The organism is Kitasatospora sp. NPDC004745, from assembly GCF_042873275.1.
Lineage (GTDB): Bacteria > Actinomycetota > Actinomycetes > Streptomycetales > Streptomycetaceae > Kitasatospora.
On sequence record NZ_JBIALK010000029.1, the window covers coordinates 1 to 25,735 of the forward strand.

General features: G+C 71.4%; 21 protein-coding genes. 14 read left to right on the top strand and 7 right to left on the bottom strand.

What is annotated here, in order from left to right:
- Window positions 1-1,428 precede the first annotated feature (1,428 nt).
- Complete coding sequence (locus ACFYUY_RS33355) at window positions 1,429-1,956, top strand: hypothetical protein (protein ID WP_387906170.1); 528 nt, start codon at window positions 1,429-1,431, stop codon at window positions 1,954-1,956.
- Between the two features lie 782 nt (window positions 1,957-2,738).
- The gene (locus tag ACFYUY_RS33360; protein WP_387906173.1) at window positions 2,739-2,900 is read left to right on the top strand and encodes a hypothetical protein; all 162 of its coding nucleotides are present in this window, start codon (window positions 2,739-2,741) and stop codon (window positions 2,898-2,900) included.
- Window positions 2,901-5,320: 2,420 nt separating this feature from the next.
- Here the strand turns inward: ACFYUY_RS33360 and ACFYUY_RS33365 are convergent.
- Window positions 5,321-6,829: a HEAT repeat domain-containing protein gene (locus ACFYUY_RS33365; RefSeq protein ID WP_387906176.1), complete on the bottom strand. Its 1,509-nt coding sequence runs from the start codon at window positions 6,827-6,829 to the stop codon at window positions 5,321-5,323.
- A gap of 357 nt (window positions 6,830-7,186) precedes the next feature.
- Between ACFYUY_RS33365 and ACFYUY_RS33370 the strand changes: the two genes are divergently transcribed.
- The 4 genes from ACFYUY_RS33370 (at window position 7,187) to ACFYUY_RS33385 (ending at window position 9,611) form a co-directional block, all read left to right on the top strand.
- The gene (locus ACFYUY_RS33370) at window positions 7,187-7,906 is read left to right on the top strand and encodes an ATP-binding protein (RefSeq protein WP_387906322.1); all 720 of its coding nucleotides are present in this window, start codon (window positions 7,187-7,189) and stop codon (window positions 7,904-7,906) included.
- Between the two features lie 122 nt (window positions 7,907-8,028).
- On the top strand, window positions 8,029-8,511 hold the full coding sequence (locus ACFYUY_RS33375; RefSeq protein ID WP_387906178.1) for a TniQ family protein: 483 nt from the start codon (window positions 8,029-8,031) through the stop codon (window positions 8,509-8,511).
- Between the two features lie 311 nt (window positions 8,512-8,822).
- The gene (locus ACFYUY_RS33380; RefSeq protein WP_387906180.1) at window positions 8,823-8,966 is read left to right on the top strand and encodes a hypothetical protein; all 144 of its coding nucleotides are present in this window, start codon (window positions 8,823-8,825) and stop codon (window positions 8,964-8,966) included.
- Between the two features lie 135 nt (window positions 8,967-9,101).
- Entirely contained in the window at window positions 9,102-9,611 is a 510-nt protein-coding gene (locus ACFYUY_RS33385; protein ID WP_387906182.1) for a hypothetical protein, read from the top strand.
- 587 nt (window positions 9,612-10,198) lie between these two features.
- Here ACFYUY_RS33385 and ACFYUY_RS33390 read toward each other — a convergent pair.
- Window positions 10,199-10,681 carry a hypothetical protein gene (locus ACFYUY_RS33390; protein ID WP_387906185.1) on the bottom strand — a complete coding sequence of 161 codons (483 nt, stop codon included), beginning with the start codon at window positions 10,679-10,681 and terminating at the stop codon, window positions 10,199-10,201.
- Window positions 10,682-10,761: 80 nt separating this feature from the next.
- On the opposite strand from ACFYUY_RS33390, the gene ACFYUY_RS33395 reads away from it, so the two are divergent.
- From ACFYUY_RS33395 to ACFYUY_RS33415, 5 genes are all read left to right on the top strand, one after another.
- Window positions 10,762-11,640 (top strand): hypothetical protein, encoded by an 879-nt coding sequence (locus ACFYUY_RS33395; protein WP_387906188.1) that lies wholly within the window; start codon window positions 10,762-10,764, stop codon window positions 11,638-11,640.
- Between the two features lie 732 nt (window positions 11,641-12,372).
- Window positions 12,373-13,068, top strand: a complete 696-nt coding sequence (locus ACFYUY_RS33400; RefSeq protein ID WP_387906191.1) for a DUF4241 domain-containing protein — start codon at window positions 12,373-12,375, stop codon at window positions 13,066-13,068.
- Window positions 13,069-13,474: 406 nt separating this feature from the next.
- Window positions 13,475-14,866, top strand: coding sequence for a DNA-binding protein (locus ACFYUY_RS33405; RefSeq protein WP_387906193.1), 1,392 nt, complete (start codon window positions 13,475-13,477; stop codon window positions 14,864-14,866).
- Between the two features lie 1,124 nt (window positions 14,867-15,990).
- Window positions 15,991-17,181 carry a HEAT repeat domain-containing protein gene (locus ACFYUY_RS33410; protein WP_387906195.1) on the top strand — a complete coding sequence of 397 codons (1,191 nt, stop codon included), beginning with the start codon at window positions 15,991-15,993 and terminating at the stop codon, window positions 17,179-17,181.
- Window positions 17,182-17,656: 475 nt separating this feature from the next.
- On the top strand, window positions 17,657-18,409 hold the full coding sequence (locus ACFYUY_RS33415; RefSeq protein ID WP_387906197.1) for a hypothetical protein: 753 nt from the start codon (window positions 17,657-17,659) through the stop codon (window positions 18,407-18,409).
- Between the two features lie 91 nt (window positions 18,410-18,500).
- On the opposite strand, the gene ACFYUY_RS33420 is transcribed toward ACFYUY_RS33415, so the two are convergent.
- Window positions 18,501-19,118 (bottom strand): HEAT repeat domain-containing protein, encoded by a 618-nt coding sequence (locus tag ACFYUY_RS33420; protein WP_387906325.1) that lies wholly within the window; start codon window positions 19,116-19,118, stop codon window positions 18,501-18,503.
- On the bottom strand, window positions 19,118-19,960 hold the full coding sequence (locus ACFYUY_RS33425; protein ID WP_387906199.1) for a hypothetical protein: 843 nt from the start codon (window positions 19,958-19,960) through the stop codon (window positions 19,118-19,120). The genes ACFYUY_RS33420 and ACFYUY_RS33425 overlap by 1 nt, the downstream gene beginning before the upstream one ends.
- Window positions 19,961-20,532: 572 nt before the next feature.
- Between ACFYUY_RS33425 and ACFYUY_RS33430 the strand changes: the two genes are divergently transcribed.
- Window positions 20,533-21,558, top strand: a complete 1,026-nt coding sequence (locus ACFYUY_RS33430; RefSeq protein WP_387906201.1) for an IS982 family transposase — start codon at window positions 20,533-20,535, stop codon at window positions 21,556-21,558.
- A gap of 65 nt (window positions 21,559-21,623) precedes the next feature.
- The gene (locus ACFYUY_RS33435; RefSeq protein WP_387906204.1) at window positions 21,624-22,043 is read left to right on the top strand and encodes a hypothetical protein; all 420 of its coding nucleotides are present in this window, start codon (window positions 21,624-21,626) and stop codon (window positions 22,041-22,043) included.
- 514 nt (window positions 22,044-22,557) lie between these two features.
- Here the strand turns inward: ACFYUY_RS33435 and ACFYUY_RS33440 are convergent.
- The 3 genes from ACFYUY_RS33440 to ACFYUY_RS33450 are packed head-to-tail and all read right to left on the bottom strand — an operon-like array spanning window position 22,558 to window position 24,310.
- On the bottom strand, window positions 22,558-23,280 hold the full coding sequence (locus tag ACFYUY_RS33440) for a hypothetical protein (protein ID WP_387906206.1): 723 nt from the start codon (window positions 23,278-23,280) through the stop codon (window positions 22,558-22,560).
- On the bottom strand, window positions 23,277-23,630 hold the full coding sequence (locus ACFYUY_RS33445; RefSeq protein WP_387906209.1) for a hypothetical protein: 354 nt from the start codon (window positions 23,628-23,630) through the stop codon (window positions 23,277-23,279). The genes ACFYUY_RS33440 and ACFYUY_RS33445 overlap by 4 nt, the downstream gene beginning before the upstream one ends.
- Window positions 23,627-24,310: a LodA/GoxA family CTQ-dependent oxidase gene (locus ACFYUY_RS33450; RefSeq protein WP_387906211.1), complete on the bottom strand. Its 684-nt coding sequence runs from the start codon at window positions 24,308-24,310 to the stop codon at window positions 23,627-23,629. The genes ACFYUY_RS33445 and ACFYUY_RS33450 overlap by 4 nt, the downstream gene beginning before the upstream one ends.
- Before the next feature lie 595 nt (window positions 24,311-24,905).
- Between ACFYUY_RS33450 and ACFYUY_RS33455 the strand changes: the two genes are divergently transcribed.
- Window positions 24,906-25,724: a glycine betaine ABC transporter substrate-binding protein gene (locus ACFYUY_RS33455; RefSeq protein WP_360215457.1), complete on the top strand. Its 819-nt coding sequence runs from the start codon at window positions 24,906-24,908 to the stop codon at window positions 25,722-25,724.
- Window positions 25,725-25,735: the final 11 nt, after the last annotated feature.

Consider the following 25,735-nt stretch of genomic DNA (forward strand, 5'->3'; position numbering starts at 1 on the left):
TGGGGGCGGAAGCCTGCGGCTTAAGCAGGGCCTGGCGGCCCTGCGGCGGTGCTGACGCACCGCCAGGTGCGGGGGTGCCGGCTACGCCGTCACCGTGCGTGGTGTGGCCTCGGCTGCGCCTCGGCGGGTGGTGGGTGGTTGGGGGAATTCGCCGGTGGCGAATTCGCGGGCTTGCTCGGGTGGTTGGTGGCGGGGCTTGGGCGTCGCTGCGCTCCGCCTATCGGGCGGCTTTCCGGTCTTGCTGGGCCCGGTGTTTTCACGGCCCTACGGGCCGGTTTGCCGGCAGGGTTTCCCGGGCTGCGCCGGGGGTGAGCGTTGACGATGTGACGCGGAATTCGGGTAGTAGCCCGTCCCTCCGGACGGGCGGGGTGCCGGCCGGGGCCTGCGGCCCCTCGTCGTTGACGATGTGTCGCGGACTTCCGGTATCAGTCACAACCCCACCCAGGGGGCCCTCCCCCGGTCCCGACCCGTGGGGTGCTCGGGGACGGTTTCGCCTTGTGGTTGCTGGGCTGGCGGCACATCCTCCGTCCCCGGGGCGGGGCTTGCGGCCCTCGGGGGAACCCTGGGCGCCCTCCGGTCCGGCTCGGGCTCCCCCGCCCCGATGGCGGGCCCTCACGGACGCCTCGTGTCACGGTCCCTGGCGGGCCCTCAACCGCACACTCCGGACCGGACTCCGAAGCCTACCCGGCGGCGTTTACAGCGCGTTTCCCAGGATTTCGAACAGCTCTATCCCACCAGTTCCATGGCGGGTTCCGAAGGCGAACAGGCAACCTCACGGGAACCATCCATTCCGGCTCTATCGGGACGCACTCTCGTCGGGAATCGCAATTCCCCCTGGCTTCCTTTCTGGCAAGCAATACCACAAAATTTCGAGGCGCAGTGGAGAGGAATCCAATTAAGGCGCTCAGAAAATGGTCCTGCGGCCCACCGTGCCGACACAGCGACCGCCCTTCCAGACCGCCTAAGAAATCCCACCCAGCGCCACCTGGCAATTCCCGGAGCAGCGACACCAAATCGAACGCTGGACCAGGACCGGGCGCAGCGGGGCGGTACCGGGCGGCCAGCGGGACACAGGCACAGTGGCGGACGGCCGAGACGGGCGCAGCAGGCTGGCCTGGCGGCCGACCAGCACGGCGGCCAGGACAAACACAGGGTGCGGCCTGGGGCAGCGACGGGGACGGTGACGGCGGCCATGCGGTGCAGACGGCTGTATCGCACCATCGAGACAAAACGTTCCCGCGGGAGGTGCGCGTGGCCATGAAGCGAATGGCGGCTGCGATGGGAGCACTGCTGGCGGTATCTGTGGCGGCCTGCTCCAGCTCGCCTTCGACACCGAGTCCCAGTATCGGCGTGCCATCTGTGTCAGTGAGTCGGGTGCCCAGCGGTTCTACGGCTGGCAGCACTGCTGGCGCGCCAGTGGGGGCTCCGGTGCTGGGGCAGCCTCGCGTCGGCGAGCCGTTCACGCTGACCATCCCCTACAGCAACGGCACCCCGCCCACCATGCTGCGGGTGACCGTCGACAGCGTCACGTGCAACGGTCTCGACCCTCAGGTCCTGGCCTACTCCGCCAACTCCACCGGCGGCACCGCCACCCCTACTCCGACGCCCGAGGCCGGCAAGAAGTACTGCGTCCTCGCCATGACCGCCACCAACGTCGGCACCGAGAAAGCGGTCTGGGACGCCAACAACACCGTCGCCCTCAACGTCGGCGGTATCCACTACCAGCAGACCCAGGACGACGCCGCACACGCCCTGAACTACGAGCAGTACTGGCACAGCCAAGGCCAGACCGGCCCCACATTCGGCATCAACCCCAACAGCACCGGCCCCGTCCACGGCGTCTTCCAGATCCCCACCAGCGACACCCCCACCAGCGTCTGGGTGTCCTCCGGCACCGCCATCCGCACCATCAACGGGGTCCAACCCGGATACCTGATCAACCTGACCGCCGGCTGACCGGGCGGCCAGGACGGGCACGGGCACAGCGGCCGGCCGAGACGGGACGGCCTGGCGGCCGGCCGGAACCACGGCCAGGGCCCCGGCAACGGCACCAGCAGGGCGCGGCACCGGGCCGCGGCGGCGGGGAGCCACCGGGGCCAGCCAACCGGCGCATCACGAAGTGCAACACGCCCACCAGCCCCCGATCCCGGCCACATAACGCCAGTTCAGACCCGCAACACGACCCCGTGTCACACCCACCGCAACACCACGTTGCACCCCCACCACCGGCCACCCCGCCGCCGAACACCACCCACCAGGACCAGGCCCGCCGGGAAGGCCGGCCTTCCCGGCGACCGCCAGCACCTGGTCGCCCGCCGACACCGGAGGCGGCCACCACCGAGCAGCAGCCGCGGCCCCACCCCGACGCCCTGTCCCACCCACCTGTCGTGCCCGGACCACACACAGGAGATCAGGGGCATCCGCCCACGACAGCCCCCCACACGGCAGGCAACGCGACAGCACCCCGCCCACCACCACAACAGCCCCCGGGGCGGCCTGACGGCCACCCAGCCGTCCGCGAGGGGCACAGCGGCGGGCACGGCCTGGACGGCGGCGCAGCGGGGCGGGGACGGCTGCCGCCCAGTACCTGGCCCGCGGGGCTACTGCAGCTCGCCTGCCGGCCAGCGGGCCGCCACCGGCCGGGAGCGGGCTGGCGGGACGCCGGTACGCTTCGCTGCGGGACTGTCGGAGTCGACACGGGTCGCAGATCCGGCGGCCGCGGGGGGACGGGGGGTGCAATGAGGCATCTGATCGGCTTCTCGGTGTTCCTGTCGGGCACGGTGGGCCTGCTCGTCGCCTCGAAGGGCGTACGCGGCTGGGACAACTGGAGCCGCCACCAGCGGACCGGCGCCGCCGTCTCCGGTGCGCTGATCCTGGTAGGCCTGATCGTCAAGGAATAGTGGGTCGGCCCGAACGGCGGCTGCCCGGCAGTGCCCAGCAAGCCGGGACAGCGGAACGACGAACGACCCCGGACAGCCCCTCAGCAGGCAGGCAGGCGCGGCGCTGCCCGGCCGCCGAAGGCGCCGCGGGACCACGGCGGGCGCGGGGACTGACGGCCGGCTTGGGAGTGCTCTGGGCTTCCCGTCACCGGCGACATGACCGTCGGCGCAAGAAAGCCGCGTGGCTCGAGCCCGGTCCTTCCTGACCCCTCGGACCTTCGCCTCCAGGCGGTCCCAGGCCTCTGCCCGCACCTCCACCCGCGGGGCCGTCAGGCCGCTCGCCTCCAGGTCTTCCAGTAGCGCCTCGCGGCCCGGAGCCGGCGCGCGGATGGTCACCCCAGCGGCGCCGGGACAGACCGGCGGACCCGGGACGCGCACCGCTGGACAGCGACAGCAGACAACCCAGACAGGGCACGGCCTGGACCCGGGACCCGGGACGGCAGCGGCCGAGCCGGGCGCAGCACGCCCGGGACGACACGGGGCCCGGCGGCTCCACCCGGACGAAACCGAACACCGGACACCGCCACCACCCCCACCACCGAAATTCCAACCCGAACTCAGACCACCACCAGAAACCAATCCTCCAAAACAACCAGAGGGAATTACCGATGGAATTCACCCCCGAAAGACAGGCGAAAACAACCCCGTCACCGAACCGGAGGCCGAGACAACCCAACCACCGCCCAGCAGTCACAGATAGTTACTAACGACACGGTCGACCATCACCCGGCCCACCACCCCAACAGGCACAACCAAAGGTCCAGACAACATGGCGTGAGTGGCCATTCCACACCCCGCAACACCAACAGGTCACACCCTGCGGCCCCTCGCCGGGTAGAGCCTGGGCGTGCAGCACGCGGTCCTCCCACCACGGACCGCCCGGAGCAAAGACCAGCGCGGCCACCAGCTCCCGCTTGGTCGGCACCGGCAGCACCAGCGGGCCCAAGCCCTTGACGGCGCGGGCCTGCACGCACCCCGGGGCACTCCCACCGGCCCGGACCGGCCATCTCCCTCAGCTCCAGCTCCAGGCCAGCCTTCCCCCCGACCGAACCCCGACACGTCCAGCACAGGCGCAGCGCGGCGTTCGCCGCCTGGCCCACCTCCAACTGCTCCGCGGCCGGGCCCCTGCCGGGCCGGCCAGCCGAAACCAGCGGCACCGACCAACAGGCGGCCACCCGACGAGCGGACGAACAGGTCCTCGGACACCACCCAGACCGGACCCGGCAGCCAACCAGGACCGCGAGGCCCAACGACGGGCGGGAAACACGGCGCCGCGACCGGACGCAGCGGCCACCCGGCACAAGCAGCACCACGGCGCCAGCGACCGCGGGCGGCGGACCGGCAAACCGGCGGCCGCGGACCACGAGACGAAACAACCAGCGGACGGCCAGCCAGCAGGAAGCAACCAGCACGCCAGCCGGACACCGGCGGGCCCACCGGCCGGGCCGCACCGGGCGGACCACGCCGGGCGGGCGAGCAGGACCCGCTCGGCGGCCGTCCCGAGCACGGCAGCGCGGCACCAGAGCAGCCGACGCAGCAGAGCCGGATGACGGCACAACAAACCGGAGCGGGCACGGGCCACGACGCGGCCCGCTGCCGGACGAGACACCGACCGACCAGAACGCGCAAACCGCCCGCCGCCACATAGCAGGGCTCCGCCCCAGGGCCCGACGGGCACCAGCCCGGCCAGACCCTCCCCACCCCACAACGACACCACGACACGATCCGCCGACCGCGCCGCAGCAGTCGAGCACCCGCCAGGCCCGCCGGCGGGGCGGCCGGGCCGGCCGGACAGCAGGAAGCAACCGGCGCGCCAGCCGGGCACCGGCGGGCCAACCGAGCGGGCGGGCGAGCGGGCGAGCAGGCCAGCCGAACGGGCCGGCCGAACGGGCCGGCCGAACGGGCAGGCAGGCAGGCAGGCAGGCAGGCAGGCAGGCAGGCAGGACAGCGGACAGGCTGCCTGCCTGCCCGGGCGGAGCCGGGCGAAGGCCTGGCACCTCACCAACCAGGGCGCAGCGGTGGCGGCGAGCGCAGCAGCCCAGGCACCAGGGCGCAGCGCTGGGGCCGGACGGCACCCAACCACACCACCCCGAGCCCCGAGAACACACGGAGCCGAGACGGACGGCGAGAACGGACGGCGAGAACGGGCAGCGGGCGGGCAGACTGCCGCCGGCCCGGGCGGGGGCCCGCGCGGGTGGCCAGAACGACCCGTCGAGCTGCTCGAGCAGCTACTCGGGCGGGTCAGCGTGACTGCTGGGCAGCCCGGGCGCGGGCGTAGGCGTGGCCGCGCTCCCAGGCGTTCGCGTGCTTCGACCAGATCATCCTCAACGCCTGCGCCGAACACGAGCGGGCTGCACGAGGTGCGCCTGCCTGCGACCTGGCTACCGGCTGCCGGGCACCGGACGAAGCGCGTCGTGCAGCAGCTGGATCACGCCCTCGGTGAGGACGGTGCGGCGTTCCTCCACCAGGGTGAGCAGTTCGGCGGCCTGTGCAGGGTCGGCGTCGAGGGTCGAGACCGGGCGGGTGAGCCAGGGGTGCGGGGTGAGTTCGCGGATCCGCGTGGTGGCGTCGGTCCTGCCCTGGGCAGCGAGCCGGGGGTGGGTGTCGCCGCTCGCGAGGACCGCGGCGCGCAGTGCGGTGAGGCGGTCGCGCCGGCTCAGCAGCCGGTAGCCCGCACGCCGCACGGCCGGCCGCTGCGGGTCGGTGAGCATGTCCCACAGCAGGTCGGCGGGCAGCCGGGTGGCGCTGGGAACGAGAGCCGCGGCGGCCTCCTTCACCACTGCGGCGGAGTCGTCTTGCAGCAGCGCCGTGACCCGGGGCACGGGCACCACGTCGAGGCTCCGCAGAGCCCGCAGGGCATGGACGCGGACCTGGGGCGCCGGGTTGTCCAGGAGCGCGTCGAGCAGGGGGACGTCGGCCCGGCCACCGGTCTCGGCGAGCCCCGCGACCGCCCCGACCTGCGGCTCGTCGGCCCGGACGGCCGCCTGGTAGTGCGTCAGCGGGTCCGTACCGGTGCGGCGCGCCGCCTCCCGTGCCAAGGCCCGGACCTGCGCGGACGGGTCGTCGAGGTACGCCACCACGCTCTGCGGGGAGCCGGTGCGCATCAGCCCCGTGAGGGCGGTGACGCGCACCTCGGCGTGACGGCTGCGGGCCAGCCGGCACAGCAGCTCGGCCTGGTCCGTCCACACCGCCTGGCGGGTGGCGGCCTCCGCGGCCCGGGCCCTGACCCGGCGGTCGGAGTCGCGCTCGGCGAGGACCGCGAGGTCTCGGAGCCCGAGGCGGTGGGCGACGGCGTCCAGGGCGAAGCGGCGCACCGGCGCCTGGTGGGCCGCGAGGAGCGTTCCGGTCAGGGCCGTGGTCGACCCGGTCAACAACGGCACAAGCAACTGGCCGTGGGCGAATGCGCCGCGTCGGCGCCGGTTGATCAGCAGGGCAGTGCGCACGGTCGCCGGGGTGGCCAGCAGCGGGTCGCCATGGAGCAGCACGGCCAGGCCCGCGCTCGCCGCGTCCCGAACCTGGCGGACCCAGTCACTGGTGCGCAGCACGAGGAACGGCATCGTCCCGGGGTGCGGCTGGTCCAGCATCCGGCGCACCGCGCGCTCGCGGATGCGGCCGTCGGCGTGCGAGGCGGCGAGGACGAGCGCGACCGGGTCGGCTTCGGCGGGCCGCGGGGTGGGACGCGTCGGGTGCCACCACTCCCGCCGTATGAAAACGTCCAGGCGCAGCAGCAGTGCCGGGCGCTCCGTCAGCATGCGCAGCGCCTCGAACGAGTCTTCAGCGCTTCCGGTCGAGCCGGCCGCCAGCAGCGCGGCGATCAACTCCTCGAACGCGTCCCCGTCCCGAGACCGCGCCCCGGCAACCGCCAGCCGGACCCGCTCCAAGACATCCACGCCCGGGGAAGGCTGCGAGAGGGGCTGCCGACGACGGGAGAAGAAGTTCACCCCGCCATCCTGCCGGAGCCGGCCGACCTGCCGCTTCCCATATACGACGCCCACAGGATCCCTGTCCCGGGCCTCACCACGACCAGCCGGACCCAGCAGCCGCGACAACGACCGGCGTCTGTGCTTCACCGCACCTCGGAGTGATCCAACACCACCACTCCCAGTTCGTCGTCGTACGCACACCGGCCCTCGACAAGATCACCACCAGCGTGCGAACCCTCACCCTGCTCGGGCGCCACCAGGACGCGCGCCGCCCGCCCCGGGCTGATCGTCACCAGGCCGCCCACCACCGGCAAGAGCACCGCCCTGCAGGAAGTCGGTCGAACCTACGAGCTGCACCAACGGTCTCTGTCCCACACTCCCGTCCCCGGGCGGGCGCCGGTCGCGTACATCCTGGTGCCGCCCGGAGCGAGCGCCAAGAGCCTGGCCGCCGAGTTCGCCCGCTTCGTCGGCCTGCCGGTCGGCCAGCGCATGACCCAGGCCCTGCTCACCGCGACCGTCTGCAGCATGTACACCAGCCTGGGGGTGAGCCTGGTCCTGGTGGACGAGATCCACCGCCTCAACCCCCGCACCACGGGCGAAGCCGAGGCCGCGGACTTCCTCAAAGACCTCTCCGAACGGCTTCCCGCGACGTTCGTGTACGCCGGCGTCGACGTCACCGACACCCCGCTGTTCTCCGGTGTGCGCGGAGCCCAGCTCGCCGGCCGCGCCTCGCTGATCGACTGTGACCCCCTGCCCGCCCGCACCGGCCACCAGACACCGTTCCGTTCCACCGTGGCCGCGTTCGAGAACGCCCTCGACCTCACACACCACCGCCCCGGCTCCCTGCGCCGGCTCGCCCCCTACCTCCACGAACGGACCGCAGGCCGCATCGGCAGCCTCTCCCGCCTCATCCGCCAGGCCGCGATCACCGCCATCGTCGACGGCACCGAGAAAATCACCAAGACCTCCCTTGAGGCGATCACCCTCGACCACCTCGCTGAAGAACACCACCGCCCCACCCGGCTGGCGGCACGGCGACGGTGAACACCCTCCCCCTGCCCGCAACCACCGCCGGGCCGGAGGCAGACGACTGCCCCGCCCCCGGGCACCAGGCGCAGCCCTCCCCAGGCGGTCCGCGCACGGCCCTCGGACCCGGTCCGGGGGCCGTGCCCGTATCCGGCACCCGGCCGCTCCCGAGCCTCCTCACACCGACGCCCACCCTCCTGGACATCCGGCCGCTGCCCGCGGAGAGCACCGCCTCCTGGCTGCAGCGCCTCGCCAACGCCCACCACCTTGCGCCCGCACACCTGTTGGACGGCCTCGCCATCACCACGAGCAGCCGCCCCAGCCGCACACCCGGAGGCAGCGAACTCCACCTCGACCACACGGCGCAGCACCGCCTGGCCGCGTTCACCCGCCTCCCCCATCACTACCTCACCCACGCCCTGCCGCGCCTGAACGACCTCCCCCAGGTCCCCGCACGACCCGGCCACACAGGCGGCCATGCCGCCTGGCGCCGGCTCGAGGCCCACGAGACGCCCGCGCAGGCCTGCCCCGCCTGCACCCTGCGCCGCACCCACGGCACCACCAGCCGGGCCCTGGCCTACCTGCCCGACCACGCCCGGCTCTGCCCCCAGCACCACCGCTGAACCGCCGGCCCCCACCACAGCCTCGGTACCGCCGCGCTCCCCGAACTCACCCGCGCCCACACGAGCCACCAACGCCTACACCGCCGCACAGACACTGCGGACGCGTGGACCTGGGCCACCGCGATCACCACCCGCTGGCACGACCACTCCACCCACACCACCCTCGCCGCCCGCTGGCAGCACCGCCGACACCTCCTCCAGGCCACCAACCCCCATGTGCAGCCCGTGACCGGCTCCTGGACACTCCTGGCCCGTGACGCCGTCACCTACCCCGAACCGTCACCCTCGCCCGCACCCTGGCCACCACCGCCATGTTCCCCACACCCCACCACGGCCACCCTCACCCAGCCGTACGCGCATTCCTCAACACCGCCGCCACCGCGCTCGGCCTACCCCGCCTCACACCCCTGGCCGGTGACCTCCTCACCACCTGGACCCACCACCACACCCACTGATCCCCCGGACCAGCCGGGTACCAGCCACCCCGAGCCGCCGGACGCAGAGGCGTACCTGTCTCGCGAAGGCCGCCGATCAATCTACTCTCCGCGACACCAGCGTCATTGTCAGTGATTGGTGCGACCATCCGTCGCATGTCATCGTGCCGCACCTTCCTCACCCTCACAGACGACGACTTCACGCGCCTCGCCCGCCTGCCCGGGGGAGAACTCGTCGACGAAGACCACTACATGTGCGATCTGTTCGCGGACCATCCCGGCCCGCACATCGGCCTCGTCGACCCCTGCGCACTCGACGAGGAGCCGCCCTTCACCTCCGTCTGGCTCAGCTGGGATCCCACCGGCTACCAGCTGGTCCCGGGCGCCTCATGTGCCAACTGCGCGCTGCCCGCCTCACATCCCGACGGCAGCGGCTGCTCCGCCCCCCGCTACCCGCACTGCGGTGTCACCACCGCGATCACTGCCCAGGAAGCCGAACGCCTCAACGACCTCCCGAACGCCGTCCACGAGATGGAAACGGAGCAGCGGTGCCGGCTCGAGACCGGCCACCCCGGTGCGCTTCGCCCTCCTGCAGAGCCAGGAACACGAGGGCGTGTCGGAGGCCGACTGGTGGCTCATCTGGCCGGGCAGCCAGGGCCCTTATGAGATCACTGTGCTCGAGCCGTGCCCGTACGTCGGTGAAGAAGAGGACCTCTGCCTGCATCCCCTCGGCCATCAGGGAAGCCACGATGCCGGCCCGTTCTACCACGCGGGCATCCTGGCAGCCCACTGACCAACACCAACCAGGCCTGCGGTCCACAAGCAGAGCAGTCCAGCAGCGCGCACCGGCACCACCGTGCCGGTCTCGCCCGGGCCGGACGCCTGGCCGCCGTCGGCACCGACAGCACCCAGGCGTCCGGATCCCCCAGAGACAGGAGACCCACCAGCAGCATGAGCAGTGCAGCCGGATCAGAACGCTTCCGGCGCACCGCCGCCAGCGCGTCCTCAACACACTCAGGCCGCGGGCCCTGTACGCAATGCTGGTGAAAACCGTCGCGGCAGCCGGAGCGCACCGGCACACGGCGGCCTGCCCGGCGCTGGAGACCAGGCCGCACGCTGTTGTGCACCCAATCCCCAGATTCAGTCACTTCGGTCCCTGTCGTGGCCCTGAACTGCGTAGATACACAGTGGCGGAAGTGGGGGCGTTCTGCGGGAGACCGGTACCCGCTCGGAGCGCAAGCAGTCCGGCGCCGTCAGCCTGCCTGCCGCAAACCGTCGCCGGCGCCGAATACGTCATCGAAGCGATGCGCCCGCACCGTGCTCACCAGGCAGTAGGAGCCGCCGGGGTGCTGATGCCCGTAGCCGCTGTAGGACGCCACCTCCGCCGGGGTCAGGACCCTCAGGTCACCGAAGACGTAGTACAGCGGCACGGACACCCCGATGGCCGTGAACTGCAGCCCCGCCAACAGGCTCTTGCGGGAGACGGAGAAACGATGGGAGTCCGTACTGCCCAGCGAGGTCTTGGCGTCGATGCACACCACCTGCGCGCCACGCGCGGCGATCATGTCGGGCAGCTGCCGCAGCGGCGAGTCGGTCAGGCCCAGCGCGGCCTGGACCGCCGGCGGATAGGTGCCTTGGCCGAACGGATGGACCGTCCAGCCACGGCGTTCGAGTTCGTCCATGACGTGCTGTTCGTGCTGGTCCCCGATCGCCTTGCGGTGGGTCCAGTCAGCCACGTGGCCCTCCCCTTCAACACGCTTCCGTAGCACCAAAACCGGTACTTCCGTACTACGAGGCTACCCGCTAAGCTGACGCCATGTCGGCATACGTTGACCCACGTTTTCGTCCCACGCTCTGGCCCGGAACCGTCATCCCCGCACCGCCCCTCCGCCCATTTGGGCCCAGGGAGATCGCAGTCGAGGGCGACTGGATCACGTGGAGGATCAAGGACTCCCGGGGAACGGAGACGAGCCATCTGCCCAGCGACTTCTACCTGCGCGAACTCATGGACCTGTCTGCCGATGACCTCGACGGCGTGGCAGAGACCTTCTCCACTTACGGGATGCTGTTCGATCTGGATGGCAGGGACCTGAACCTCAACGACTACGACGAGCCGGAACGCCAGGCCATCGTCGAACTGACGAGGCTCGACCCGTGCGATGATCCGTGGCTAGGGGGTGTCCACCGCGATCTCGTCAAGGTGCACCTGCAGACGGCCCAAGAAGCCGTCGCTACATGGCTGGCCTGTCAACGCGAGGGCGGCCTGGAGGAACTGGTCGAACCCGAAGTGACCGACGAGAAGCTGGCGTTCTTCCACGCACAGAACCCCGACAGCCCGCCATGGCCACACTCCCTCGACCACCTGCGCGACGTCCTCATCGACTTCCGCCTCACCAGCTTCGACTCCATCCTGGAGAGCGCTCTCAGCCGGTTCAGCATCGGCGTCAGCGGCCTGGCCGACCGCAACCCGACAATCTACTCCGTGGCATTCCTGCAGCTGTACAACCACCTCGCCGAGGAAGCCTCCGTACGCCGCTGCGCCAACGACAACTGCGGCCGCAACTTCGTCCGCCAGCGCGGCCGCGCCGAATACGGCCAGCACCGCACCACCGGCGTCAAATACTGCTCCCGCGAATGCGCCCGCGCCCAAGCCCAACGCGACCTCCGCCGCCGACGCCGCGCCACCACCACCTAAGCGCATGCGGCCGCCCCTACCGCACCGCCGCCCGCTCACCATCCGGCACAAAAAGAGCTCTCAACAGGACTGCGGAAAACCCCGATACTTCTCACAACACCCTGTGATTCTCAACCAATCACACAGACCTAAAGGTCAAACCACCCGGACACCCCACCCTCCAACACCCGCAGAACCAGCACGTACACCTGAGCATGCCGTCAGACCCGCCCAAAACTTCTCAACCAACCCGCAAAACACCAGCCCACAAGCAAGACCAACCAGCGATTCACCGACCCGCCACAATTCCACGCCCACCACCACCAACAGGTCACACCCAGCGGCCCTTCGCCGGGTAGAGTTGGCGTGCAGCACACGGTCCTCCCACCAGGGGTCATCCGGGGTGGAGACCAGTGCGGCCATCTGCTCGCGCTTGGTCGGGGCGGGCAGCACCAGCGGGCCCAAGTCCTTGACGGCGCGAGCCTGTTCGCACTGCGGGCACTCAAGCCGATCCGGGCCGGCCTTCTCGGTCAGCTCCAGCTCCGAACCCGCCCTCCCCCCCGATCGAGCCCCGGCACGTCCAACACGGACGCAGCGCAGCGTTCGCAGCGCGGGCCGCTGGCCTGGGAAAGATGCCTCGTGCCCGGCCCCGGACCACTTCACGCGCGGACCGCGGCACCGGGGGTTGTCTGCGGAGATGCGTATCGTCCGAGGCAGCAGGGTTCACAGAAGTGAGAGAAGGAAGGGGCGGGAATGGACGAGGTCAGGCCGGAGACGCGCGAGTACCTCGACGGACTGTTCACACCGGGCCTGCGGATCGGCGGCGATCCGCACACCCCGTACAGCTGGATCGAGATAGCGGAGGTTCAGGAGGTCACCACGATCCGGCTGCCGAGCGGCCGGTTGATCGTGGACTCGCCCTGGATCACCAGGCCGCCACGCGAGCTCGCGTTCCGCATCCCGCCCGGCGAGTACCCGGTGGACGTCTCCTGGGCCAACTGGCCCCACCTCTCCGGCGGCTACTACACCGAACATCGGGAGTGCGCCGCAACGCGCCTGCGCGTGCGCGACGAGCCGGTGGCCACGTGGGAGCTCGCCCTCGGCGTGGGCGAGGACCCGGCCCTGCGCGCTGCCGGCGCGGGGTTCGAGGCGGAGGACGCCATGGGCTGCTTCGCCGACGCCACCGCCTGGCAACTGCTGACCGAACCCTTCCACCGCTACCTGGCCGACGTGACCGCCGCCGGATTCGGCGGCCCACCGATCGGGCGGACCACCGACGACCTCTGCGAGGGCTACTTCGAGCTCGCCCGCGACGAGGAACGCCGGGCCGACCTGCTGACCTTCGGTGTCCCGGAAGGCTGGGGCCAGGTCTGGGCGGGCCGTGCCCGCGACGGCGAAATCGCGGTGATCATCGCCCCGGGCCCGGTGCCCACCAGCCCATGGGACTGAGACGGCCTGGTGAGAACCAGACCGACCCCTGCCACCGTGTCGGGGGGCTACCGAGCACCGTGGCTCCGGCCGACGCATAGCCGACCGCCAGACGGAGGCGGCCTGACGGCAGGTCTCCGCGTCCGCTCTGCCGGACTCGGAGACCCAGCCCGTCGGCGGCTCGGGCCGGGGCGAAATGCTCACCTAATACCGCGGTCCTTGAGGAACGGGCAACCAACAGGTCACACCCTGCGGTCCCTCACCGGGTAGAGCTTGGGGTGCAGCACCCGGTCCTCCCACCACGGATCGCCCGGGATGCCCAGCACGGGCGCAGCGCGGCGTTGGTCTCCTGGGCAGCCTTCAAGTCGGCGGTGATGGGAAGGCGGAACTGCCTTCAAGTTCTGCTGTTCTCCGCGAGGCTGGGCTCATGGCTTCCGTGGTCTTCCGTGTCTCTCCGATCGACGGGGAAACGACCTTCTCGTTGGTTGGCCGGGTCGCCGCCCGCTACGGCCTGGACGACACCGCTCTACTGACGCACTGGCAATGGCGCGGCCACCGTCTACGGCACGAGAGCGGTGCACTGCGGGCGGACGCCGAGGTGCTGCTGGATGCGGCGGGACGGCGGGTACTGGCCGGCCTGTGCGGGGTCGACGAGGACGTGCTGGGGCAAGCGTTGCCGGCGTGGGGGTTGGACGACGAGAAGCTGACCGCGCGGGCGGGCGGGGGTGGTCCTCGGGCGGTGTGGCGGGTGGGCGGTGCGGTGGTGGGGCCGGTGGCGTTCGGGTGCCGGTCGTGCGCGGCCCGGCGGACCGGGGCGGCGGTGCGGGTGGTGCGGTACGCGCAGCGGTGGGCGCGGGTGTGCGTGCAGCATGAGCGGTGGCTGCTGGACGCCGACGCGGACCAGGCTCTGGAGCACCTGGACCTGCGCGGCCTGCCCGAGGTGGCCGCGGCGCAGCGGCGGTGGATGCGGGTGGCGAGATGTGCGGTGCGGGCGGGGGTGGAGCCCGGGAAGGTGTTCGCGGTGGCGTATGCGGTGGTTTGCCGGTGGTGGGATCTGGCATTGGAGTGGCCGGACGAGCGAGTGTGGCCCACGCGGCTGCACGCCCTGGCGGGTGGGGACGCGGGCGGGGATTTCTGGCGGTGGCGGGCAGTGGCGCGGGACGCGGCAGTGTTCCCGGAGGTGGTGGAGGTCTCGCGGGCGCTGCTGGATCCGGTGATGGCCGAGTTGGCCTGGCAGGACAGCGGGGCCGGGCGGCCTCGGGCGTTGCCGGCGGACGGGGCGTTCTGCCGGCGGCTGGGTGAGCGGGTGGGGCGCCAGTGGCCGGGGCCGCTGGCCGCGGTCGACTTCGGCGGGCCGCTGATCACCTGGATGGGAGCGGTGATCCGCCGGCGCCGCGGCGTGGCCATGCCGCCCGGTCACAGGGACGAGTTGTGGTGGGTGCGCCGTGAGCTCCAGCCGACGAGCATGGCGGCGCAGCTGCGGGCGCTGGCGAAGGAATCAAGGCTGCCGGGGTCGGGGACAGTGTGGCGCTCGGCGGTGGCGCCTGAACGGCGTGCGCTGATCGGCAACTTGCTGGACGACGCGCAGGAGCAGCTGATCCAGCTACGTGGGGCGCAGCGAGGCAGTAGTGCGGAGGCGGCGGAGCGGCTGCTGAAGGGCCTGGGTTACAGCATCGGCCGGCTTGAGGAGGCGGTGCGGGAGACGGTGGGGGCTGCGTTGGAGGCCGGGGTACGGGTCGAAGACGTGGCCGGATGGGCGGGGCTGTCCCAGGATGCGCTCGCCGAGGTGCTCGGGGCTGGTGGCGGGGCGGGGCGTTAGAGAGGTCTGACGGGTCGTTGAGCCGGGGGCAGAGGGGGTGTGGGGCGGCGCCGGGCTTGGGCTCGGTGGTGGGGTGTGGGTCCGGGTGAGAACGCGGGTGCGTGTGGAGTGCTCTACCGCACCAGGTCACGGGGTGGGGTGGGAACGGGGAAAGTCGTCCGCGTGGGCGTGTGTGGCGGGTTGGCTGAGAACCGTGACCAGGGGCCACTCGGCGGCCCTCTCGGGGTCGGTTTCGCCGCCTGATTGCTGGGCTGATGGCCCAGCCAACGCCCCTGGAGGCGGGCCTGCGGCCCTCGCGCCCGACTCCCTGCCCGCCGGTCCGGGCTCGCCCGCCCGGGGCTCCGTGGCGGGGCCCTCACGGACACCCCGCACGCCGGTCCCTGACGGGCCCTCAACCGCAGATTCCGGACCGGCACCCGAAGCGGTTCCGGCAGCGTTCTGGGCGTGTTTCCTGGAGCGCCGAACAGTCTTACCCTGACTACCTGCGACCGGGCATGAGACGCGAATAGCCAGCCTCTCGGAGACTGCCCGCGACAGCCCTGTCAGGCTTCACCACGGGGGAGAATGCGAATTACAATCCGATCCATTGTCGATGCGAAACAGGAAAGCCGCGCGAGGCGCAGCGCCCTGAAATCGAGTTCGGATGCGCCAGAAAGGGGCCTACGGCCCTCGCCACCGACACCACGACCGCCGATCCAGCCCGGTCGAGAAATTCGAGGGAGGCGACCTCGGAGCAATCACCACAAGCGCGACACCAAACCGAACGCCGGGCCAGAACGACGGGACGGGCCGGACGACGACCGGAGCAGGGGCGCCGAGACGTCCAGGGCGCCTCCGGCGCCTGGACGCCCAGTCCGGGCCCGGAGCCAGCCACGGCCTGAACGACGGCGAGGACGGCGCGGCCCGGGTGGCTACCCCGCAGCCGAGGACGAACCGCCCGGGCGGATAGGCAAGCGCACCAGCGCCAACCCCCAGGTCGCGGACGATCGCATGGCCATCGTCTGATCGGACGTCGAATCGCAGGACGCACTCCTGGAATGCCAGGATCTGCTGCTGTGACGGACAGCGACCCTCTTGCCGGCCTGGACGATGTGCCCTGGGCCCAACTACGACACTCCTACGGTATGGCCGACGACGTACCCGGACACCTTCGGGCCATGCAGGCGGGGGATTGGGAGGGCCAGTACCCGCCGAGCGTGCTGCTCGCGAACAAGATCGTGCACCAGGGCACGCGATCGCAGGCTGCGGTGCACACCGTTCCGTTCCTCGTGCGGATGGCACTCGACCCGAGACTGGTCAACAGGCACCGGTTCGTCGGCCTGCTGGCCGCCATAGCGATCGGGCTGGACAACAACTACCTGCCGAACGGCTACGACCCTCGGGAAGACCGCGACTACCTGGCAAGGATGCGAGGCGAAGCCGACGATTGGGCTCAGTGGATAGCCGAAGCCGCGGACGATGTGCAGCGCAAACAGCGCAAGGAGAGCTGCGAGCAAGTACTCATCGACGCCGAAGCGGTGGTGCGTTCCTATGACGCCGTTCGGGAAGCACTTCCCGCACTCGCCGTCCTGCTTGCCTCGGATAGCCCCGAACTGCGCGCCGAGACCGCGAACCTGCTCGCATGGTTCCCCGAGTTCGCCTCGATATCGGTTCCGCTGCTGAAGGCGTTCGTCGCCGATGAAGTCTCACCTGGCGCCGCGGCGACGGGAGTGGTCGCCCTCGGGCTGCTCGGCGAGCCGGCGACCGTCCCCTTCATCGAAAGCTACCTGGACAGCCCCATCGTCGAGCTGCGCTGGGCCTCCGCCTTCGCGCTGACGCGGCTCGGCATCGCCTGTCCGGCCGTCGTCGACGTGCTGATCCAGGTCGTCGCCCGGCCGCCGGAGAAGACCGGGACGATGTCGTTCCTGAGCGGCTCCTACGGCAGCCTCGCGATGATGGCCCTGGCCGAAACGTCCGAGGCCACGACGCTCCGGGCGGTCGATGCCGTGCTGGCCGGCCTGGCTGACTGCACGGGCGTCGAGAGGTTCTACGACAAGTACTACACAGTGCAAATGCTGTTCACGCTGCTTTTCCCAGGCGAACCCGCCGAACCCCCGCAGTCCTTCGGCGATCTGAGCGACGTGCAGCAGCGTGTCGTGCGCTTCGTCGCCGACCAGGGCGCGGATGCCAGGCCATACCCTGCAATGAACGCTCTGAGTCGGTGGAAGGTGCCGACCGGGCACTGCGCCCTGCGCGCCTACGCCGGCCTGTCCACCGAAGGCAAGGACCCGAACGCCCCGCTCCGCGATCCCTGGGAGCAGTTCCGCAACCATTGAGTGCAACAGCCGCGAAGTACCGGCCTCCCGGTCAGAACGGGGACGCCGCTCGCGCCCGCACACACGCCAGGCAGCTCGGCAGGCCCGACTCGGCGCGCCTGCGAAGCGGTCGACTCCGCCGCACACCCACCAACCACCCAGGACGACGCCAGGACGGCCCCCAGGGCGGCCTGACGACCACCCAGCACCAGCCCCCAGCCCAGCCAGGCCGGGACGGCGGCGCAGCGAGGCGAGCAACGGCGCAGCCCCGCCCGAGCATGACGCGAACCCAGCCAAGCCGGAGCCAGGCGCAGCACACCGGACAGCGGCGCAGGCCCGGACGGCGGCCAGGGCGCAGCAACGGGGCAGCACGGCGGGAGACAGCCGGCACGAGGCCGGCGAACCGCACGGCGGCAGGGCCGGCGAACCGGGCGGGCGGGCGGCGCAACACGCCCGCCCGGCCCCCGCTCAAGGCCAAGGTCGATAGGTTGGCGGGATGACTGGGGTGCTGGAGTTCGATGCGCTGTTGGCGTGCCTGATGGGCCATCGGGTGCTCGACTCCGCCGTGCTCTCGGCGGCGGCAGGCGCCAACCCGGCGGATCTACAGGCGGTACTCGACGGGCGGGCGCCGACTGAACGCCTGCTCAGGGGTCTCGGGCCGGTGCTCGGCCTGCACGCCGCCGACCTGTTCGTCCTCGCCGGGCAACCGGTACCCGACGACCTGACACCGGTCACCCGCAATCCGCACTGGTCGGTCAGCCCCGTCGTCTACAACACGATGGTCATGCCCGCCGAGAACCGGCGGCTGCTGCTGGACGCGATCCGGGCGCAGCCGCTTGTGTCGCGGGAGGGGCGGGGCGGGACCGACCGGCCGTACCACCGGTACGAGCCGGGCTTCGGCGCGGTGCTGCTGGAGCTCACGCACAGCCGGAACCTCACCTGGACGTGCACGGCGAAGGCCCTGCACGCGGTGACCGGCGGGCGGATCTACCTGTCGGCCTCCACCGTCGGCGGGATCGGCCGTGGCACCGTCGAAGCGACTCCCGAGCTGGTCGCCGGCTTCGCGGGCCTGCTCGGTATCCCCGCCCGCGATCTGGCGGCGCTCGGCGGTATCCGCCTCCCGGACGACCTGCCGCCGCTCCACTCCCGGGCCGCCGACGTGGCCGCCGTCATCTGGGAAGCCCGACGCCTGACCACCGCCCAGCTCCAGGACGTCGAACTCACCTCCCGCCACCTGGCCAACCGCTGACCGGCCCCCACCAGGGCTCCGGGAACCATGAGGCCAGCCACCGACCGCGAACAGCCACCGGCGCGCCGTCGAACGTGGATCGGCCGGGTTGCTACAAGGGCGTGTAGGTCTGGTACTTGCCCTGCAAGGACGAGGCGGCTGCACTGGCCACGTCGGCTCGAGGGCCGGCTGCGCAATCCCGGAGGAACTCTTGAACCCGGGGGCCCGGCCATCCCGCTGCGGCGGCCGCGGCCCAGAACCGAAGGCCATCGTGGGGGCCCAGGGGGCCGAGGAGATCGAGAACGTGGTCGATCGTGGTTGTGTCCGGGCGCAGCCACTGCATGGCGACAGCGCGCAGGGCGCCGTCGGCGAGCATCGGGGTTCCGCTGTCCAGGCACCAGCGCAGGGAATCGGTTGTGGCTTCGGGAGCGCTCAGCCGCACGATGGCGTCGCCGAGCGCGGTGTACACCATGGTCGCCTCGAAGGGGCGCTGGGCAAGGTCCCGGAGCAGGCCGAGCGCGGGGCGGTGCCCGCACATCCCCAGTGCCATGACCATCTGGTACTGGGTCTCCCACGTACGGGGGTCACGAACCTCCCGCTCAAGAGCCTCCAGGAGCGGCGGACCCGCCGCGGGGTCGGCAAGCCGGCGCAGCCGCGTCGCGGCGCAACGCCGCTTCGGCGACAACCGGTGGCCGAGCTGCTCCACGGCCTCATCCAACGTCAACGCCATCACGGTCCCTGTCTGCTCGGCTTCGTTCCGGGCGCAGCGTAGGGCCCCGTACCGACACCGCCTGCCGGGTGGCTGGGGGATGCGCCCGCTCCGGTGTCCTGGGCCGAGGAGGGGACCCGATCGATGAATGCGGCCGGACGGTTGGCGTGGGTGTACTCGTCCGCGATGTTGAAGACACTGGCGCACACCGGGCATTCCGCGTCGCCGAAGAGGTGAGCGATCCCGTCGGGGAGCACCGCCTGCTCGTCACGGACCGCGGTCCGGTACATCCACCGGCCGGTCCCGGTCAGCTCCTCGGCGACGGCCGGTCGCAGTTCCCGTCGCAGTTCCTCGTCGCCGTCCCACACCTGTGAGTAGCACCCGAACCGGCCGACGGCGATCTTCATCCCCGCAGCGCAGTGCGGGCACTCCAGCTCGTAGATGTCGTCCGTGAAGCCCTCCAGAGCGTTCGCCCAGTGGTACTCCTGCACCACGGCGAGCAGAGCACGGAAGGAGACGAGATAGTCGGTCGGCCGTGACCGCAGGTGCCGGTCCAGCGTCTCGCCGAGCTCCGCGATCGTGCCGGCGCAGTCCGCCAGCAGGTCGTCGCAGCCGTGGTGCGCGGCCGCGCGCTCGAGGATCCGCCCCGCCAAGGCGCGCGCCTGCGCGCTGCGCGGCGCGAGGCTCACCAACCGCGGCAGGGCGGCGAAGCCGACCGGAAAGACCAGGTCGCCCTCGAGGACGAGCCGCCAGCCCAGCTCCTGCCACGCATCCGCGTCGTCCCGGCGTTCCAGCCGCGCCAGAAGCACCGGGACGCGATCGACATCGAAACTGCTGTCACGTATGCGTGCCCAGTCCACCACCCCGGTATTGAACACCGGCCACCCGGCATCCAGGGCTGGAGCCCGCCATGCTGGCTGGCAAAGCGATCTGCATCATGATGTCACCTGGCGGCGTCTCCTGATGTCACCACACATCCGCACCCCGGTGACACCCACGACTTCCCCGCCCCCACACGCCGCCGTCAACAGGGACTAGTGACACCAGCTGATCCCCCAGTGACAACAAACAACAGATTCGCAAAGCCCCCAACACTCCAACCAAAGGTCCAGACAACTCGGCATCCGAGGCCATTTCACGCCCACCACAACCAACAGGTCACACACGAGGGTGGGGATGAGCTACTTCTCTCCGTGGCTCGCCCGCGCGAACCTGGTGGCAGGAGCAGCAGGACCTTCTCGTCGCCATCGGCATCGAGGAGGACCCGGCGCTGGTGCAGGCCGCCGCGGTGAAGAAGGCGCGCAAGGCGGCGGCCGCGGGCCGGCCGAAGAAGCCGTCGGTGTCGCAGGCCGACCGGTTCGCGCTCGCCTAGATGAGTGATACCAAGGGCTTGCTGGCGCGCATGACATGAAGCGAGGGAGTCCAAAGGTCGGTTGTGACGCCTGACCTGGACTCCCTCGCGACCGCACTCTACGTGAAGACCGACGACCTGCTGAAGGAATCGCCGCACCTGGCGCCGTGGCGGCCTGAGATCGGCATCGCGCCCCGGCTCAGTGACGCCGAACTGGTCACCCTCGCGGTGATGCAGGCCCTGCTCGGCTTCACCTCCGAGCGCCGGTGGATCCGCCACGCCAATGCCCACCTGCGCCATCTGTTCCCTTACCTGCTCGGGCAGTCGGGCTACAACCGGCGCCTGCGCAAGGCCGCAGACCTGATCGCACGGGTCAACCGCCTGCTGGCGACCGACACCCCGCTGTGGACCGACAGCGTGTGGGTCGTCGACTCCACGCCGGTGGAGTGCGGGCGCTCCCGCGAGACGGCCAAGCGATCCGACCTGGCCGGATGGGCCGAGTACGGCTACTGCGCCAGCCACTCCCGGTTCTTCCGGGGCCTGCGCCTGCACCTGGTGTGCACCCTGCACGGGCTGCCCGTCGCCTTCGCGCTGACCGGCGCGAAGGCCGACGAGCGCGAGACCCTGCTCGGCATGCTCCACGCCGAACCCGGCCTCGCCCTCTCCCGCCCGGGCCAGACCCTGATCGGCGACCGGCAGTACTACGGCCGCGCCTTCGAACACGAACTCGCCGAATGGGGAGTGCGTCTGCTTCGCCCGGCCCGCAAGGGCGAGCCCTTGCGAGCCGGCGCCGAGGTGTTCAAGCCGTTGCGGCAGACCATCGAGTCCGTCAACCAGACCTTCAAGGCCCAGCTCGACCTCGAACGCCACCACGGCCGCACCCCGGGCGGTGTCATGGTCCGTGTCCTACAACGCGACCATCCGGCCCCAGGCCTCCCGTACGTCTCCGCCCCGCGCATCGGACTCCCCCCGTGCCTGCGACGACCGTTGAACATGCAGTGGGCCGGTAGGCAGGGCCCGACAGCGGGGCCCGGGGGCGCCGAACGGGCGCGTCGACGTCCGGACCCGCAGATGGACGAGTTTCGCCGGAGCTCTCTCCCGTGGTGCTGACAGCGCCCGGCCCGTGCGGTATCCCCCTAGCAGAGCGCTACGGGGACGCGTCGGGGGGAAGAACGATGGCGGGTACAGTGCGGTTGACGGTGATGGGGGCGGTCCTGCTCCTGGGGGGCCTGCTCTGGGGCGCCATGCCGGTCGAGGCGAAGGGCGGGGACTGCGGGTCGCTCTGGTCCCACAGCAGGATCCACACGATCATGACCAGGGGCGAGGACAGCATGACCATCACCAGCACGCCGGAGCCGGTGGAGTGCCCCGATGCACGCGAGCACCGGAACGTCCTGGTGATCCTGGTGATCATCGTGGGTGCGGCGGCCCTGGCCGCCGGTGTCGCCGAGACGGTCGGCAAGCTGCTCCTGCGGAGCGGCTCCGCGCACCGGAGGACACCACCGGGCCTTCGGAGCGCCCCGAACCCTCCGGCGGCCCCGCCCCTCGACACCGCGCCCTTCGACCCGAGGGTCCCGAAGCCCCCGAACGGCTAGTGCCGCGGTTCTTGTGAACGTCGCAGCTCGTTGTACTGGTCATGGGGCGGGGAGATCTGAGCAAGGACGGTGGGAGCCGCTCTGACGGTATCCGGGAGGGGATCCTGACCTCCCTGCAGGCCGAGGCCGACGCCCAGGGTCGTCTCGACCGGAGAGCCTGGCGAGCGTGTACTCCGCATCGTGCCGGCCCCACCGGTGACAGGTCGTCCTACGCCCCAGAGCAGTTCCGGTCGGCCTGCCCTCAGCAGCCGCTCATCGAGTTGTCGTAGCCCTCGATGTGCTTGCCATCCGCCCAAAGCCTGTAGAGGCCGGACGTCTTGTCGCGATCGAAGAAGAACGGGTTGGCGTCACCGTTGTCCGTGAAGCCCTCCCAGGTCCCGGCGTTGCTGGAGCAGGAGAGCCAAGTGGAGGCCTTGCCGAACGTCTTGTGACCGACATGCCGTCAGCCTCACCGTCTGCCCCCACCGCGGGGGCAGACGGCTCGGCGTGGCTCCTGCGGGGTGGTGCAGGTGGGTTACTTCTTGTTGAGGGAGGTGTTGTTCCACCAGCCCTGACGTCCGGCGGTGAAGGCGACCGTGCGCCCGCCCGTCGTGCCCTCGTAGCGGGTGCCGGTGCTCAGCGGGCTCTTCGGGGCGGCGCCGTGGGGATCCTTGACCGTGGACACGGTGACGGTGCCTGCGGGCGCGAGGTCGCCGGGCTGGAACCCTCGGGGGTCGACGGTGGTGATGACCTCGTCCCAGTTCGGGGCTCCGGCCAGGCGGTGGGCGAGGTGGACCTCGTCGGCCTGGCCGAAGGACAGGGCGGTCAGGAAGTCGGGGTAGCCGGCGTCGGGCTCGAGCGGCCGGTAGTGGACGACGTCCTCCTTGCGGCAGGTCGCGTCGACGGCGGGGAGCAGGGGTGTGAAGGTGCGGTTGCCCTGGGCGTCGACGGTGACGCGTTCGAGTTCGACCGGCAGTGAGGTCCGCCTGCCGTCGACGATGTCCTGCAGCGGCCAGTGCCCTTCGGTGAACAGGGAGTAGTAGACCTGCTGGTCCTCGTGGGCTTCGAGGTCGCTCAGGTACGTGTCGCGCAGTCCGTCGGGCAGTCCGAACCTGGTGATCATCTGGAAGGCGTGGATCGGGACGTAGTACAGGCCCAGGTGGTAGCTGAAGATGGTCTTCTTGCCGATCAGCAGGAAGCGGTGTCCGTGCCTGTCGGCGGTGGCGCTGACGGTGTCGGGCCGGTGTTCCACGGTCACGGTGTCTCCTCCGGGGTCGGGTGGTGGCGACGCTGCCAGAACGGCCGGGCGGGCCGGCGGCGTCCGGCGGCGTTGTGGTTTCGGTGGTTGCGCAGGTAGGTGGTGCGGACGGCGGTGACGCTCCGGCCGTACTCGTCGAGGGCGCGGGGGTCTCCGGCCAGGTGGGTGTGGACGGCCCGGGCGGCGGGCAGGTCGGCGTCGGTGTGCCGGGCCGGCAGCCGGCGGCGGCCGGGCAGCGGGGCGGCGGGTGGTGCCTCACCGGCCGGGGCCGGGCCGCTTCCGGCATCGGTGACCGGCACCGTCCGGCCGGCGCGTACCAGGGCGGTGGCGGCAGCCGCGGCCGGCCTCACGGGGTGCTGTGGGCGGGGTGCGCACCGCCGCCGTTGGCGGATTCCTCGCCGAACGGGTCGAGCTTGTCGATGTAGCCGACCGTGATCTCCTCCGCGCTGTAGCCGGTCCGGTCCACGACCTCGGCGAGGACGCCGTCGTGGGCGGCGGCGTCCAGGGCGGTGGTCTCCGGGACGTGGACGGTGACCAGGTTGCGGTCGAGCGAGACGCCCTCCAGCGGGAATCCGGGGACCGACTCGACCTGAACGACCTCGGGGAACCTGCCGTCACCCACGGTGTAGCGGCGGGTCTCCACGATCCCGAAGTGGTGCCACTCCTTCGCCGCCTGGGCGAGCTGCTGCTTGTACTCGCCGTGCAGGCCGCGCAGCCACGACGCCCGGCGGGCGAACGCGTCCAGGCGCTCGTCCTCCGAACTCGTCCCGCTCTCCTTGTTGACGATGCGGAAGTCGTCCTCGGTGAGGACGTGGTTGGGCACCCGGGCCGGCCAGAACGTCGGCAGGTGGGGGTCGTAACGGCCCTTGGGGAGCGCAGCGGACTCGTAGCCGGAGCGGCAGCTCGCGGTGTCGGCCTGCCACGGAACCGCCATCCAGCGGGTCAGGTCGCCCGGCCCCTGCGCGTGCAGCGGGCCGTCCGCGCCCAGCGGGGAATGCGGCGGGTGCGCGGCGCCGTCGGCGCCGCGCACCGGTTGCCGGGGCCGTGGCGCAGGGCCTGTGGATCCGGTCGTGGACGGTGTCGGCTCGCGTGGCCGCGTCGACCGCGCTCACGACCCGTTGCCGCAGCCGCCACGACCGCCGGACGCCGACATCCGACACGAGGGGGACGAGGGTGAGGACTCGCCGATCCGGCGGGCCACCGCTCCCGGCCTCCCAGGGCGCCCGGTCGTGTGCCAGGGCCATCGTGCGCCACCTCCACACTGGGTCGTATCCGAAGGAGTCGCCCGACACACCGGTCTGCCCAACCTCCAGCCCGGCGAACTCACCTGAACGCCCGGCGCAAGCACGCCAGTGGCCCGGGGCACGCCCGCTCCGCCGACCGCGGGCGACCCGGCTTCCGGACCGCCTGAGGCGACCCAGCGCGCCCGACGCAGCTCAGGGGAGCCCCGGTGCTGGTCGGCGCCGACGCCCCGGCTCCGCACTCGTGGCCGCCGGCCGACAGTACCCAAAAGGTAGCAATGGCCCTTGCGGGTAACCACGACCTCTCCCATAGCGTCCGTCGTGCCCAACACGCCGGAGCGGTCCAGGTCGGCCGGCAGTCAGCCTGCGGAAGGAACTCTTGCCATGTCCGGCCGAACGCGCCCGTGTCCCTTGACCGTCGGCTCGATCGCCCTGTCGTTCCACCGGGGCACCGCGGCACTCGTCCGCCGGGTCCTGGAAGCGCACGGACACCCGGTCTCGGTGGTGGAGGCGCCCCACGAGGAGCTCTTCCGCCGTCAGTCCGCCGGAGAGATCGACATCTTGGTGTCCGCCTGGCTGCCGTCGAGCCACGATGAGTACCTGGCAGGACACCGGGACGAGGTCACCGTGCTCGCCCCGCACTACGAGCCGTACTGCCTCTGGGCGGTACCCCCCTACGTCCCCGCCGCCGAGGTCGCAGAGGTCGGCGACCTCGCCCGCCCCGAGGTGGCCGAGCGGATGACCCGCGTGATCGACGGCGTCAACCCGGGAGCCGGCATCAGCCGCTTCTCGGCCCGCATGGTGGCGGACTACGGCCTCGACCGGGCCGGTTACCGCTTCACCCCTGGCGACGAAGCGGGCTTCGTCGCCAGGGTCGAACGCGGGCTCGCCCGGCACGAATGGTTCGTCATCCCGCTCTGGCGGCCCCAGTACCTCAACCGCCTCCACGGGCTGCGGCCGCTGACGGAGCCGAAGGGCCTGCTGGGCACCGTCGACGCGGCCAGTCCGGTGGTTCGGAACGAGGCGATCGAGCGGATCCGCCCGGAGGCACTCGCCCGGCTCGCGGCACTCGAGCCGGGCAACGAGGGTGTCGAGGAACTGGACGTCCTGATCAACGTCGCCGGCCTCACGCCGCTGCAGGCAGCCGACCGCTACCTCGCGGGCCGTCCGCACCTGCTTCCCCGCATCCACCCGGGCGACTGACAGCCGAGGCG

Excerpts from the sequence above, each read along its gene's own strand:
- ACFYUY_RS33360 (WP_387906173.1), top strand. The coding sequence starts at position 2,739 with ATGAGGCATCTGATCGGCTTCTCGGTGTTCCTGTCGGGCACGGTGGGC.
- ACFYUY_RS33380 (WP_387906180.1), top strand. The coding sequence starts at position 8,823 with ATGTTCCCCACACCCCACCACGGCCACCCTCACCCAGCCGTACGCGCA.
- ACFYUY_RS33385 (WP_387906182.1), top strand. The coding sequence starts at position 9,102 with ATGTCATCGTGCCGCACCTTCCTCACCCTCACAGACGACGACTTCACG.
- ACFYUY_RS33395 (WP_387906188.1), top strand. The coding sequence starts at position 10,762 with ATGTCGGCATACGTTGACCCACGTTTTCGTCCCACGCTCTGGCCCGGA.
- ACFYUY_RS33400 (WP_387906191.1), top strand. The coding sequence starts at position 12,373 with ATGGACGAGGTCAGGCCGGAGACGCGCGAGTACCTCGACGGACTGTTC.
- ACFYUY_RS33405 (WP_387906193.1), top strand. The coding sequence starts at position 13,475 with ATGGCTTCCGTGGTCTTCCGTGTCTCTCCGATCGACGGGGAAACGACC.
- ACFYUY_RS33410 (WP_387906195.1), top strand. The coding sequence starts at position 15,991 with ATGGCCGACGACGTACCCGGACACCTTCGGGCCATGCAGGCGGGGGAT.
- ACFYUY_RS33415 (WP_387906197.1), top strand. The coding sequence starts at position 17,657 with ATGACTGGGGTGCTGGAGTTCGATGCGCTGTTGGCGTGCCTGATGGGC.
- ACFYUY_RS33420 (WP_387906325.1), bottom strand. The coding sequence starts at position 19,118 with ATGGCGTTGACGTTGGATGAGGCCGTGGAGCAGCTCGGCCACCGGTTG.
- ACFYUY_RS33435 (WP_387906204.1), top strand. The coding sequence starts at position 21,624 with ATGGCGGGTACAGTGCGGTTGACGGTGATGGGGGCGGTCCTGCTCCTG.
- ACFYUY_RS33455 (WP_360215457.1), top strand. The coding sequence starts at position 24,906 with ATGTCCGGCCGAACGCGCCCGTGTCCCTTGACCGTCGGCTCGATCGCC.